Annotated in this window: 11 protein-coding genes; 1 reads left to right on the top strand and 10 read right to left on the bottom strand. The window is 67.7% G+C overall.

The annotated features are described in order from the left end of the window. The first annotated feature begins 321 nt into the window (after positions 1 to 321). On the top strand, positions 322 to 1,182 hold the full coding sequence (locus tag B3611_RS04995; RefSeq protein ID WP_291313981.1) for a PRC and DUF2382 domain-containing protein: 861 nt from the start codon (positions 322 to 324) through the stop codon (positions 1,180 to 1,182). Between the two features lie 120 nt (positions 1,183 to 1,302). On the opposite strand, the gene B3611_RS04990 is transcribed toward B3611_RS04995, so the two are convergent. The 10 genes from B3611_RS04990 to clpB form a co-directional block, all read right to left on the bottom strand. Beyond that, the gene (locus tag B3611_RS04990) at positions 1,303 to 2,475 is read right to left on the bottom strand and encodes an FUSC family protein (protein ID WP_291313980.1); all 1,173 of its coding nucleotides are present in this window, start codon (positions 2,473 to 2,475) and stop codon (positions 1,303 to 1,305) included. 76 nt (positions 2,476 to 2,551) lie between these two features. Beyond that, complete coding sequence (gene fbaA, locus B3611_RS04985) at positions 2,552 to 3,586, bottom strand: class II fructose-bisphosphate aldolase (RefSeq protein ID WP_291313979.1); 1,035 nt, start codon at positions 3,584 to 3,586, stop codon at positions 2,552 to 2,554. A gap of 50 nt (positions 3,587 to 3,636) precedes the next feature. Next, positions 3,637 to 4,836 (bottom strand): glycoside hydrolase family 76 protein, encoded by a 1,200-nt coding sequence (locus tag B3611_RS04980; RefSeq protein WP_291313978.1) that lies wholly within the window; start codon positions 4,834 to 4,836, stop codon positions 3,637 to 3,639. Positions 4,837 to 4,883: 47 nt separating this feature from the next. Beyond that, positions 4,884 to 5,540 carry a TrmH family RNA methyltransferase gene (locus B3611_RS04975; RefSeq protein WP_414646300.1) on the bottom strand — a complete coding sequence of 219 codons (657 nt, stop codon included), beginning with the start codon at positions 5,538 to 5,540 and terminating at the stop codon, positions 4,884 to 4,886. Beyond that, positions 5,527 to 6,075: an orotate phosphoribosyltransferase gene (gene pyrE, locus B3611_RS04970; protein WP_291313977.1), complete on the bottom strand. Its 549-nt coding sequence runs from the start codon at positions 6,073 to 6,075 to the stop codon at positions 5,527 to 5,529. Before pyrE ends, B3611_RS04975 begins: the two co-directional genes overlap by 14 nt. Positions 6,076 to 6,086: 11 nt before the next feature. Next, positions 6,087 to 7,376 carry a hypothetical protein gene (locus B3611_RS04965; RefSeq protein WP_291313976.1) on the bottom strand — a complete coding sequence of 430 codons (1,290 nt, stop codon included), beginning with the start codon at positions 7,374 to 7,376 and terminating at the stop codon, positions 6,087 to 6,089. A 30-nt stretch (positions 7,377 to 7,406) separates the two neighbouring features. Then, positions 7,407 to 8,249 carry a sulfurtransferase gene (locus tag B3611_RS04960; protein WP_291313975.1) on the bottom strand — a complete coding sequence of 281 codons (843 nt, stop codon included), beginning with the start codon at positions 8,247 to 8,249 and terminating at the stop codon, positions 7,407 to 7,409. A gap of 28 nt (positions 8,250 to 8,277) precedes the next feature. Continuing rightward, positions 8,278 to 8,691, bottom strand: coding sequence for a DUF4265 domain-containing protein (locus B3611_RS04955; protein WP_291313974.1), 414 nt, complete (start codon positions 8,689 to 8,691; stop codon positions 8,278 to 8,280). Between the two features lie 137 nt (positions 8,692 to 8,828). Then, positions 8,829 to 9,860: an alcohol dehydrogenase AdhP gene (adhP, locus tag B3611_RS04950; protein ID WP_291313973.1), complete on the bottom strand. Its 1,032-nt coding sequence runs from the start codon at positions 9,858 to 9,860 to the stop codon at positions 8,829 to 8,831. A 146-nt stretch (positions 9,861 to 10,006) separates the two neighbouring features. Next, the gene (gene clpB / locus B3611_RS04945) at positions 10,007 to 12,562 is read right to left on the bottom strand and encodes an ATP-dependent chaperone ClpB (RefSeq protein WP_291313972.1); all 2,556 of its coding nucleotides are present in this window, start codon (positions 12,560 to 12,562) and stop codon (positions 10,007 to 10,009) included. Positions 12,563 to 12,601: the final 39 nt, after the last annotated feature.

Raw genomic sequence — 12,601 nt, 5'->3', positions numbered from 1 at the left:
AAATCACACCTACCGTTTGAGGCGCTCGATGCCACTATTTTCCGCCGGTTTCCAGCCTAAAGAAACCTGAACGTTGGCGTAGATTATCCGCGTTTTCGCAGTTCAGAGGGGACGACGGGGGGATTGTACCGAAGGTACCCGGCCGGTTCCACTAACTTTTCGGTAACGGGACCCGATCCGTCAACCCCCGCTGCACGGCCCCGGAAACCTGCATACGTTGGTCCTTGTTCGCATGAACCGCGGAGATCGCACCGCGACCGGCTCCACAGCCGGACGCAGAGGTGGATACCGCGCACATAGACAAAGGAGATTCAACGACTCATGGCTGATTACAACCGCATTGAAGACCTTGCCCGCGCAACCGCCTACGACGTTGACGGCGACAAGATCGGTTCCGTCAAGGACGTCTACGTTAACGACAACTCCGGCCAGCCGGACTTCGTTTCCGTGAGCCACGGCATGTTCGGTGGCGGCGATTCCATCGTTCCGCTCCGCGGCCACAGCCTGCGCGACGGCGAGCTGCACCTCGCCTTCCCGAAGGACCGCATCAAGGACGCTCCGGATCTGGACGAGAACGGCCACCTGACCAATGAGGACCAGGAGGCGTTCTACCGCCACTACGGTCTCGAGGGCACCAAGGATGTCACCACCTACGAGACCGGCCGCCGCGATGTTGCCGGTGTCGACCGTGACCGCGAGGTGCGCGACCACGACGTCGTCGACCGTGACCGCCGCGACAACACCGACGGCATCGTCCGCTCCGAGGAGCAGCTCAACGTCGACAAGGAGCGCGTCGAGACCGGCCAGGTCCGCCTGCGCAAGTACGTCGTCAACGAGACCGAGACCGTCGAGGTTCCGGTTGAGCGCGAGGAGGTTCGCGTGACCCGCGAGCCCATCACCGATGCCGACCGCGCAAACTTCCGCGGTGACCTCGGCAACGACGAGGCTTCCGTCACCCTCCACGAGGAGCGCGTGAACGTCAGCAAGGAGTCCGTGCCGGTGGAGAAGGTCTCCCTCGACAAGGACACCGTCCGCAGCACCGAGCGCGTTTCCGAGGAGCTCGCCAAGGAGCGCATCGAGACCGAGGGCAACGTTGTCGACGAGACCAACGGTCGTCACTGCGACGATGTCCGTGGCCGCGACGTCCGCCCGGACACCGACTTCGGTGCCGACAAGCGCTAAACACGCCGGGTCCTAAGAAGCCCGCACCTTAAGCGAAGCCCCCGAGCCACCGGCTCGGGGGCTTCGTCGTGCGCCACCTACACCGGCCCACCCGCCAGCCGGGTCCGCCAGCGCGAACAGCTACTCCGGGCGGTAAATCTCCGGCGGGTATTTCGGCGTCTCGGAGGTGGGGACGAGCACGGCCACGGCGGATTCGCGGGACATGCCGCACACCTGGAGCAGGTCGACAATGATGGAGCGGGACTGGGCGAGGATGACGTAGGCGGAGAGCACCGCCCCGTTCTCCACCACGTCCATGCCGGCAGCATGGCCCAGGGCGCGCAGTTCGTTGACGGCATCCGGGATGACGCTCGCGGGAATGCGGCGGGCCCGCACCTCGTAGACCTCCGAGATGTCCAGACAGATCTGGGCGAGGGAGTCGATGATCTCCACCTGCGCGGGTGTGACGCGGTCGTTGTCCTCGCACAGGACGTGCGCCCGCCGGGCGAGCACGCGGGTGCTGCGCACCGCCTGGTCCATGGGCAGGATCACCCGGTTGAGGGACTGGAGGTAGCGTCGCGCCCCCCAGAGGAACGGTGACAGCTTGGCGGACTCCTGCCCCGAGCGGATGGCGCTGGCCATGTCGTCGACATCGTGCTGGCTGTCGCGGATCGCCTCGAGGGCGTCGGTGATCGTTTTCTCGTCGCCGGTCCTCAGGCCCTCCGCGACGTCGTCGAGCACGGAGGACATGAGCCCCAGGACCTCCGCGATTTCCGATCGGGCGCGCGACATGGGCCACTGCGGGATGAGCGCGAGGGTGAGCATTGCCACCACCGAACCGATGATGGCGTCCACCGTGCGGTCCAGCCCGGTGACCTCCCCCCCGGGCGGCATGATCGTGGCGATGAGAATCGAGCCGATGGCCACCTGGTTGCTCACCAGCTGCGACTTGGAGAAGAACGACGCGATGAGCAGGGAGCCGCCCACGATGACGGCAATCTGCCACCCTCCCTTGCCGATGTGGGCGAAGATGAGGTCCCCCACCAGCACGCCCAAGATGCAACCGATGGAGATGTCCAGGGCCTTCTGGATGCGCTCGCCGCCCATCATGCCGATGACGATGATGACGGAGATCGGCGCGAAGAAGGGCTGCTTGTGGCCGAAGACGTGGGAGGCTATCCAGAACGCGAAGCCGGCGGCGACGGCGATCTGGGTGATGGGGAGCAGCCGGTTTCGCACGCGGGTCACGCGCGCGTGGATGGAGCTGTCGATTTGCCGCAGGCGGTCCCGGGTGCCCATTCGTGTCTTGGCCATGGGCTTAGACTAGCCCGCCGCCCGGCAACGCAAAACGTCCCACCGGGCGGGCCGGCGGGACGTCGATAAGCGGGCGTTACTTGTTCAGGGAGGAACCCACGGAGTGCAGGTCGTGGCACGCCTCGATGACGCGCTCCGACATGGACTGCTCCGCCTTCTTGAGGTAGGAACGCGGGTCGTAGGCCTTCTTGTTGCCCACCTCTCCGTCAATCTTGAGCACTCCGTCGTAGTTCTCGAACATGTGCGAGGCGATCGGGCGGGTGAACGCGTACTGGGTGTCGGTGTCGACGTTCATCTTGATCACGCCGTAGCGCAGGGACTCCTCGATCTTCTCCTTCTCGGAGCCGGACCCGCCGTGGAAGACGAAGTCGAAGGGCTTGTCGCCCTCGTTGAGCCCGAGCTTTGCGACGGCCGCCTTCTGGCCCATGTCGAGCACCTCGGGACGCAGCTTCACGTTGCCCGGCTTGTACACGCCGTGGACGTTGCCGAAGGTCGCGGCAAGCAGGTAGCGGCCCTTCTCACCGGTGCCGATGGCGTCGATGGTCTTCTCGAAGTCCTCCTGGGAGGTGTAGAGGTTCGCACCGGCCTTCGCCTCGATGCCGTCCTCCTCGCCACCGACGACGCCGATCTCGACCTCGAGGATGATGTTGGCCCGGCGCGCCTTCTCCAGCAGCTCCTGGGCGATCTCGAGGTTCTCATCGATCGGGATGGCGGAGCCGTCCCACATGTGGGACTGGAACAGGGGCAGCTCACCGCGGTCGACGCGCTCCTGGGAAATGGCCATGAGCGGGCGGACGTACTCGTCGAGCTTGTCCTTCTGGCAGTGATCGGTGTGCAGCGCAATGTTGATGTCGTAGTGGTCCGCCACCTCGTGGGCGAACGCCGCGAGCGCCTGGGCGCCGATAACCTTGTCCTTCAGCGCCAGGCCCGAGCCGAACTCGGCACCGCCGAGGGAGAACTGGATGATGCCGTCGGACTCAGCCTCGGCGAAACCCTTGATGGCCGCGTTGATGGTCTCCGACGAGGTGCAGTTGATCGCCGGGAAGGCGAAACCCTGCTCCTTCGCGCGGTCGAACATCGCGTTGTAGACCTCTGGGGTGGCAATGGGCATGCTGGAAACCTCCGGTTTGCGAGTTGCGTACAACCCCCAGTATGCCTTCTTTACCGGGCGTTCGCAGCCGCCACTTTCGCCGCGGCCTCGAGCAGCATCCATCCCGCGAGCTGCACCGACAGGTCCCGCTCGTCGATGCGCACGAGCCCCACGGCCTCGCTGATCGACGACGGCCCCACCCCGTAGTTGTGCGGCAGCCGCGCGTCCTCCGTCCAGTCCGAGGCGAAGATCGGCAGGCCGTCGACCTCCAGGCGGTGCTCCCAGAGCGACTCCGCGGAGGCCATGACGAGGCGCGCCGCGAGCTGCTTCGTCGCGAGGTTTTCCCGGCTGTCCTCCGGCATGCGCACGGCCACGTCGGCGAGGTAGCGCACGAGGATGCCCTGGAACAACCCCCCGTCGCCGTCGCGCGTCTCGTGCGGCGGGCACATGATCACCCCTCGCGGCGTGGCGAGGTTGCGGTCGATGGCGCGCACCAGGGCGCGGATGTGGGTGATGTAGAAGACGGAGGCGTCCGCGCGGTGGGAGTGGTCGAAGGAGTCGATCGGCTCGTCGTCCGCCAGTCCGACGTCGTGGCGCAGGGCGGTGGCGATCTCCAGGCTCGCGCCCAGGACGGTTCCCTGGTTGTAGGTGTAGATCTTGTCGACGATCTCGGGGCCGTGCATGCGCATGCGGATGCCGTCCTGCACCAGGCCGGTGTCGGCCATGAGGTTGTCGTAGATCCAGTCCACCATCTCGCGGGACTTGTCCAGCCTGCCGGTGCGGGCGAAGAGGATCGCGGCCGGGCCGTTGGAGGGGACGTTGTAGAAGGTCTCGTTCGCCCGCCACGGCAGCACGCCCATGTTCGGGTCGATCCCCTCGAGGATGTCGAATTCGAGGGCCGTGAGCTGCTTGGTGCGCGTGAAGCCCTCGAGCGCGAGGGCGCGGTTCCACGCGAGGGCCAGCCACGACTTGTCGTCGTAGTAGCGGTTCGCGGTCAGTCGTCCCCGGCTGCGCAGGTAGATCCCGCGGATGGTGTGGCGGATACGCCTGCGCCGCAGCTTGGTCGAGCGGCGGTAGGCGGCGTCGATGAGGCACTCGAGGTAGTGGGCCTGCCACCAGTAGTGCCAGTGCAGGAAGGTGGTCTCCCTCCAGCTCGGGGGCCAGGCGACCCGGGCCAGGTTGGTGCGGGGGATACCCAGCAGGCGGGCGGCGTGGCGCTCCTCGATGGCCGATTCCGCCAGGTCAGCGCGGTGGGACCACGTTTCGGGCAAGGCTACCTTCTCTCCAAATAACGGTGCTGCCATGTATATTGCCAGAATTACCAGGAATGTTTCAGGTTCGCGTGCTGCCGGATCCACGCGTGCATGGCGATCCCGGCGGCCACACCTGCGTTGATGGAGCGCGTGGAGCCGAACTGGGCGATGGAGCAGATCATCGCCGCCTGGCTCTGGGTGGCCTCCGTGATCCCGGGGCCCTCCTGCCCGAACACGAGGACGCAGTGCTCCGGAAGCTCGGCCGTCTCCAGCGGAACCGAGCCCGGGGTGTTGTCAATCGCGACCACGGCCAATCCCCTATCCCGCGCCCACTTCATCAGGTCCGCCACGGTTTCGTGGTGGTGGATGTGCTGGTAGCGGTCCGTGACCATCGCGCCACGGCGGTTCCACCGCCGCCGGCCCACGATGTGCACGGCCTCGGCGAGGAACGCATTCGCCGTGCGCACGACCGTGCCGATGTTCATGTCATTCTCGAAGTTCTCGATGGCGACGTGGAACGGGTGGCGCCGGGAGTCAAGGTCGGCGTTGATGGCCTCGAGCGACCAGTAGCGGTACGCGTCGACGACGTTGCGGGTGTCGCCCCCCGCGAGGAACGCCGGATCGTAACGGGGATCCCGCGGCCAGGGCCCCTCCCACGGGCCAACGCCGTGGCGTCCCTCCGCCCACTCGGTGGGCCCGCGCTGCTCGCTAGGCGAGTCCAAGATCACCGAGCCCGAGCAGGTAGCGGTATTCCAACCCGGCCTCCTCCAGCACTTCCTTCGCACCGGTGGCCCGGTCGACGACCGTGGCCACCGCGACGACCTCGGCCCCCTCGTTGCGGCACGCCTCGACAGCCGTGAGCGGGGAGTTGCCGGTGGTGGTGGTGTCCTCGACCACGAGAACCCGCTTGCCCTCGATGCCCGGTCCCTCGATCCGGCGCTGCATCCCGTGCTTCTTGGCCTCCTTGCGCACCACGAAGCAATCCACGCCGCGCCCGCCCGCGTGCATCACCGCCGTGGCGACGGGGTCGGCGCCCAGGGTGAGGCCGCCGACGGAATCGAACTCGAGGTCCGAAGTCAGCTCGGTGAGCAACTCGCCGATCAGCTTCGACGCGCGGTGGTGCAGTGTCGCACGCCGCAGATCCACGTAGTAGTCGGCCTCCTTGCCGGAGGACAGCGTCACCCTGCCGTGCACGACGGCGAGCTCCTTGACCAGCTCCGCCAGCTCGGCCTTCTTGGCCTCATTCACATTTCCCATGCCCACCAACCTTAGTCACCGAAGATCGAGGGTGGGGTCTGGTCCCGGCGCACTCGCGTGAGATCACCCGACGCGTCATCCCGCGCCGCGCCGTCGGCGATGGCCTCGACCTCGTCGCCGCCCACCGCGCGGTGGTCCATTACACCGCGCACCGCGCCCGTCGCGCGAGTCGGCAGTTCGAGGGGTTCCTCGGGCCGCTGCACCTTCGGCGCGGGTTCCTCCCGCTTGTCGACCTCCACCCCGGCATCAATCCTCTCCCCCATCTCCCGGGTCGGGTACTCGGGCACGACGACCTGCCACGTCTGCGGCGGCAGCACTCGGGCCGCGTCGGCGAGCAGGGCGAGCGGGGCGAGCATCGCGTCCCACTCCGCGGGTGAGGTGCCGTGCCCGGTCTCCGCGAGCACCCACTCGGACTCGAACCACACGGCTGTCACGGCCGCGGGCAGACGCTCCAGCGCGGTGCGCACCCGGATGTCCAGGAAGCGCTGCGCGGGGCCCACCTCGGTGGCGTGGACGGTGAAACCCTCCGCCTCACCGATCTCCACCAGGTCCGCGGAGGAGTCGGCACTGAACCCCCGCCGGCGCATGTCGACGACCACGTCGCTGACCTCGCCGGTACGCATGGCCATGACGGTCACACCGCCCAGGTCCATGACGAAGGTGTCGTGGCCGTACATGAGCCCCGAGGCGATGTCCTTGGCCACGGCCCCCGAGGCCGCCGCGCCCCGTGACCACTCCCCGTTGAGGAACTCGTCCTGCTTGGCGAACTCGAAGTTGTTGCGCTCCGCCCACGCCCGGCGCTCCCGGCGCGAGGCACCGGGGAGCTGCAGGCCCGAGCGGCGGTGCGGGCGCGGGGCGGGGGCCGGTTCAGGCTCGGGTTCGGTTTCGGTCTCGGTCTCCTCCGCCGGCGGTTCCCACTTGCGGAGTGTGATCGGCTCGGCCTGAGGTTCCGGCTCCGCGGGTTCCACCGGCACCCCGGCCTCGTCCTCTTCTGTGCTGCCCGGAATCTCGGCGGCCACCGGTTCAACAGGCTCCGGCCGGGTGGGACCGCCCTCGACGGCCTCACGCGGGGCCGAATCGAGCTCGACGGGTTGAACCTCAAGGGGTTCAACCACGGCAGGCTCGTCCTCTTCCGCGGAGAGGTCGGCGTCCGGCTCGGGCTCCGGCCGGGCGCCCGTGTCCGGGGCGGTGGAGGGGGCGTCGTCAAGCGGGGCGGGCTTGGCGGGACGCGAATCCGTGAGCAGCAGCGCCAGGGCCGCGAGAAGGGTAAGCGCGCCCAGAGAGAGAAGTATGTAGGCCATCGCGGTTAACTGTAGTTCGTGGTCGGGGGCCTAAAGATCACTGGCCACCGGGTTCGTGTGATCGCCGCTCCACTGCGACCAGCCCCCGATGTAGTGCGTGATCACGGGCAGGCCCGCGTGCTCCATCGCGGCGAGAAGGAGCGCCGAGTGGTTGCCGGAACCTGAGTAGACGATGGCATCCGCGGGGTCGGTGTTCTGGGTGATACCGATGCCGAAGAAGCGGTCGCGGATGTAGTCGACGTCCTTGACCTTGCGCGCCGTGTCGTCGAAAAGGTCGTAGACTGGGAGGTTCACGGCCTGCGGGATGTGGCCGGCCTTGAGGTCGAGCCGCTCGCGCCGCCCGCTGTAGCGGTTCGCCCCGCGGGCGTCGATGAGCAGACCCCCAAACTCCTTGACCTCATCGATGGTGGCCACGGGGATATTGCCGGGTTCGATCTCCACGTTGCCGAACACGGCGATGTTGCCGGGCCCGGCAACGGTTTCGTAACCGGCGCCATCCCAGGCGGCGAACCCCCCGTCGACGATGTGGACGTCCTCGATGCCCAGCCAGCGCAGGGTCCACCACAGCCGCGCGGAGAAGACCCCCGACCCGGTGTCGTAGATGTAGGTGGGGTGGCCGTTTTCAAGACCCCACTTGCGCACGGCCTTGAGCAACGTCGCGGGCTTCGGCAGCGGGTTGCGTCCCACGCGGCGGCCCGGCATGCCCGCCAGCTCCGAGGCCGGGTCGCAGAACATGGCGGTGGGAATGTGCTCCGACTGGAACTTCGACCATGCCTTGCCCTCCTCCGGTTCCCAGAGGGCCGCGATGACGGCCTGGTTGCGGCCGGAGTGGATGCGCTCGCGCAGTTCTTCAGCGGGGACAAAAACGCTCATGGGGCCCAGTGTAGGGTTTTGCCCGCTCTCACGCCGTGTAGCCGGGGGCCAGCTGGATGACGCCGTCGTCCTCGAGGCCGTCGAGCCACTCGGTGATTCCTTCCCGGGGGCAGTCCGCGCCGATGCTGGCGGCGAGCATGCCGCCGGGACCCACCTCCACGCGGCACCCGAAGGCGAGGAGGGTCTCGGCGATGTCGTGCGGATGCTCCTCGTTAGGCAGGATGCGCACCGTCGAGGCCCCGCCGCGGACGATCACCCGGTCGACGTGGAAGTGGCGGTTCACGCGGACACACTCGACGATGTCGCCGAGAGCGAGCGTCGTGTCGACGAACGGAACGCTGGCCACCACAAACTTGTTCTCGCCCAGCTGGTGCGCCGCCAGGTGCTCGTTTTCCACACCGGGAACGGCCACGCGGGTGATGATCGTCGTCGTCGGCTGCATGGTTCGTACCTTAGCCGGTGGGTCAAGTCTGCGGGCCGTCAATTCCCTGTGCACGTGGGCCCCGGACGCGACCCGACCGGGGCCGGTGCGCTTCGGCGCGGGCCCGGTCGGGTCGCGTCCGGGGCCCTGGTTGCGGGCTAGTAGCGGATGGACATGCGCCCGTCGATGGAACCCCGCTCCATCCGGTCGAAGACATCGTTGATGTCATCGAGCGAGCACTCCGTGACGTGCGGTTGGACCTCGCCGCGGGCGTAGAAGTCCAGTGCCTCCGCCATATCCTGGCGGGTGCCCACGAGGGAACCGCGGATGGTGATTCCGCGCAGGACGATGTCGAAGATCGGGGCCGGGAAATCCCCGGGGGGCAGGCCGATGAAGACGACGGTGCCGTTGGAGCGGGTCATTCCGATCGCCTGGCCGAAGGCCTCCGGGTGTACGGCGGTGACGAGGATGCCGTGGGCGCCGCCCTCGGTGAAGGCCTGCACCGCCTCTGCCGGATCAGTCTCCTGCGCGTTGACGGTGAACTCCGCTCCGAGGCGGGTGGCCAGTTCCAGTTTGTCGTCGGCGACATCCACTGCGATCACGCGCATGCCCATGGCGCGGGCGTACTGCACGGCCAGGTGCCCGAGGCCACCGATGCCGGAGATGACCACAAACTGCCCGGGCTTGGTCACGGTCTCCTTCAGGCCCTTGTACACGGTGACGCCGGCGCAGAGGATTGGCGCAACCTCGACGGGGTCCACCCCCTCCGGGATGCGCGGGGCGTAGCGGGTGTCGACGAGCATGTACTGGCCGAAGGAACCGTTGACGGTGTAGCCGCCGTACTGCGCCTGCGGGCAGTACGTCTCGCGGCCGGTGCGGCAGAACTCGCACTCGCCGCAGGCGGACCAGAGCCAGGCGTTGCCGACCATGTCTCCGACCTTGACGGTGTGCTCACCGGGGCCGAGCTCCACGACCTCGCCGACGCCCTCGTGGCCCGGGACGAACGGCGGGGCAGGTTTGACCGGCCAGTCGCCGTGGGCGGCGTGGAGGTCGGTGTGGCAGATACCCGAGGCCTTCAGTTTCACCAGCGCCTGGAACGGGCCGGGGGTGGGGAGGTCCATTTCGGTGACCGCGAGCGGGGAGCCGAACTGCTCGACTACCGCGGCGCGCATGGAGGTGGGTGCGGACATGGGAAAACTCCTTGTTTCGGGGAAGGTGTCCCCGCCACGCTAACGACGTTTTGTTAGGCGCGCAATAGAAATTCCCGGCGCGGGAGCTCCTCCCGTACCGCAGACGGGAGGGACCCCGCCGGATCCCTCCCCGCTGCGGTGATGCCCTAGGCGGCGTCGACGGTGAGGGACTCCCCGCCCTCGGCGACGTCCACGTCGACCGTGTCACCGTCGCGGATGTAACCCGCGAGCAGCTCCTTGGCCAGGCGGTCGCCGATTGCCTGCTGGATCACGCGACGCAGCGGACGGGCGCCGTAGGCCGGGTCGTAACCGCGGTCCGCCAGCCACGCCTTCGCGGCATCGGAGACGTGCAGCGTCAGGCGGCGCGAGGCCAGCCGGTCGGCGAGGAAGCCGAGCTGGATGTCGACGATGCCCACGAGCTGCTCCTCGGTCAGCGGGTCGAAGACCACGACGTCATCCAGGCGGTTGATGAACTCCGGCTTGAAGTGCGCCTTGACCGCCTGCATGATCTGATCGCGGCTGCCGCCCGCACCCAGGTTGGACGTCAGGATGACCACCGTGTTGCGGAAGTCCACCGTGCGGCCCTGGCCGTCGGTGAGGCGACCTTCATCAAGCACCTGGAGCAGAACGTCGAAGACGTCCTGGTGCGCCTTCTCAACCTCGTCGAAAAGCACGAGCGAGTAGGGGCGACGGCGCACCGCCTCGGTGAGCTGCCCGCCGGCGTCGTAGCCGACGTATCCCGGAGGGGCACCGACGAGACGGGCGACGGAGTGCTTCTCCCCGTACTCCGACATGTCGATGCGGATCATCGCGGCCTCGTCGTCGAAGAGGAACTCCGAGAGCGCCTTCGCCAGCTCCGTCTTGCCCACGCCGGTGGGGCCGAGGAAGAGGAAGGAGCCGATCGGGCGGTTCGGGTCCGCCACGCCCGCGCGGGAGCGGCGCACTGCGTCGGAGACGGCCGTGACCGCCTCGGCCTGCCCGATAACGCGCCCGCCGAGGACCGTCTCCATGTTGAGCAGCTTCTCGGTCTCGCCCTGCATCATCTTGCCGGAGGGGATGCCCGTCCAGCTGGACACGACGTCGGCGATCACGTCCGGGGTGACCTCCTCCGTGAGCATGGTGCGGGTGGAGTCGGAGGCCTCGGACTCGGCATGGGCGACCTCCTGCTCCAGCTCGGGGATGCGCCCGTAGCGCAGCTCGGAGACCTTGGCGTAATCACCCTCGCGCTCGGCGATCTCGGACTCGTTGCGCAGCTTCTCCAGCTCCTCCTTGGCCTGCTGGACGCGGTCGATCTCGGACTTCTCGTTCGCCCAGCGCGCCTTCATCTCACCCAGCTTCTCGCGCTGGTCGGCGAGCTCCTGCCGGAGGTTGACCAGGCGCTCCTGCGAGGCGGCGTCGGTCTCCTTCTGCAGGGCGATCTCCTCGATCTCCAGGCGGCGGACCACGCGCTCAAGCTCGTCGATCTCCTGCGGCGAGGAGTCGATCTCCATGCGCAGGCGGGATCCGGCCTCATCGACGAGGTCGATCGCCTTGTCCGGCAGGAAGCGGTTGGTGATGTAGCGGTTCGACAGCTCCGCGGCGGCCACCAGGGCGGAGTCCTGGATGCGCACACCGTGGTGCACCTCGTAGCGCTCCTTCAGTCCGCGGAGGATGCCGATGGTGTCCTCCACCGTCGGCTCACCCACGTACACCTGCTGGAAGCGGCGCTCGAGCGCGGCATCCTTCTCGATGTACTTGCGGTACTCGTCCAGGGTGGTCGCGCCGACGAGGCGCAGCTCGCCGCGGGCGAGCATCGGCTTGATCATGTTGCCGGCATCCATCGCACCCTCGCCCGTCGCACCGGCGCCGACGATGGTGTGCAGCTCGTCGATGAAGGTGATGATCTCGCCCTCGGAGGACTTGATTTCGTCGAGCACCGCCTTGAGGCGCTCCTCGAACTCGCCGCGGAACTTCGCACCCGCAACCATCGAACCCAGGTCGAGGGAGATGAGGGTCTTGCCCTTCAGGGACTCGGGGACGTCACCCGCCACGATGCGGCGCGCGAGGCCCTCGACGATCGCGGTCTTACCCACTCCCGGCTCACCGATCAGGACGGGGTTGTTCTTCGTCCTGCGCGAGAGCACCTGGACCACGCGGCGGATCTCCGAGTCACGGCCGATCACCGGGTCGATCTTGCCTTCGCGGGCGCGGGCGGTGAGGTCGGTGGAGTACTTCTCCAGGGCCTGGAACTGCCCCTCCGGGTCCTGCGAGGTGACCTTCTTGTTGCCGCGCACAGACGGGAAGGCGCCCTTGAGCACGTCGTAGGTGGCGCCCCGCTTCTTCAGCAGCTCGGCAGCCTCGTCGCTTCCGCGGGCGATGGCCGCGAGGAGCACCTCGGTGGAGACGTATTCGTCGCCGAGCTCGCTAGCCAGTTCCTGGGCGGTGTTGATCGCGTTGAGGGCGTCCCGGTTGAAGTTGGGGTTGGCCATGTTCTGGCCCTCCGCCTTGGGGTAACCGTCGACGATCTCACCGGCCTCGCGGGCCACCGTCAGGGGGTCGACACCGGTGGCCTTGAGCACCGGGGCGGCAATGCCGTCCTCCTGGGTGAGGATGGCCTCGAGGAGGTGGGCTGGGTGGATGTCCGGGTTGCCCGCGGAGGAGGCGCGCTGGAGCGCCTGCTGGATCGCCTCCTGGGTTTTGGTCGTGGGGTTGAAAGATGCCATGAATGCATCATCCTTTCTCGGGGTTCTTTTCACTCTAAA

Origin of the sequence: Corynebacterium sp. UBA2622, assembly GCF_002339505.1 — a bacterium.
Taxonomy (GTDB): domain Bacteria; phylum Actinomycetota; class Actinomycetes; order Mycobacteriales; family Mycobacteriaceae; genus Corynebacterium.
This window is presented reverse-complemented; position numbering and strand designations above follow the sequence as displayed.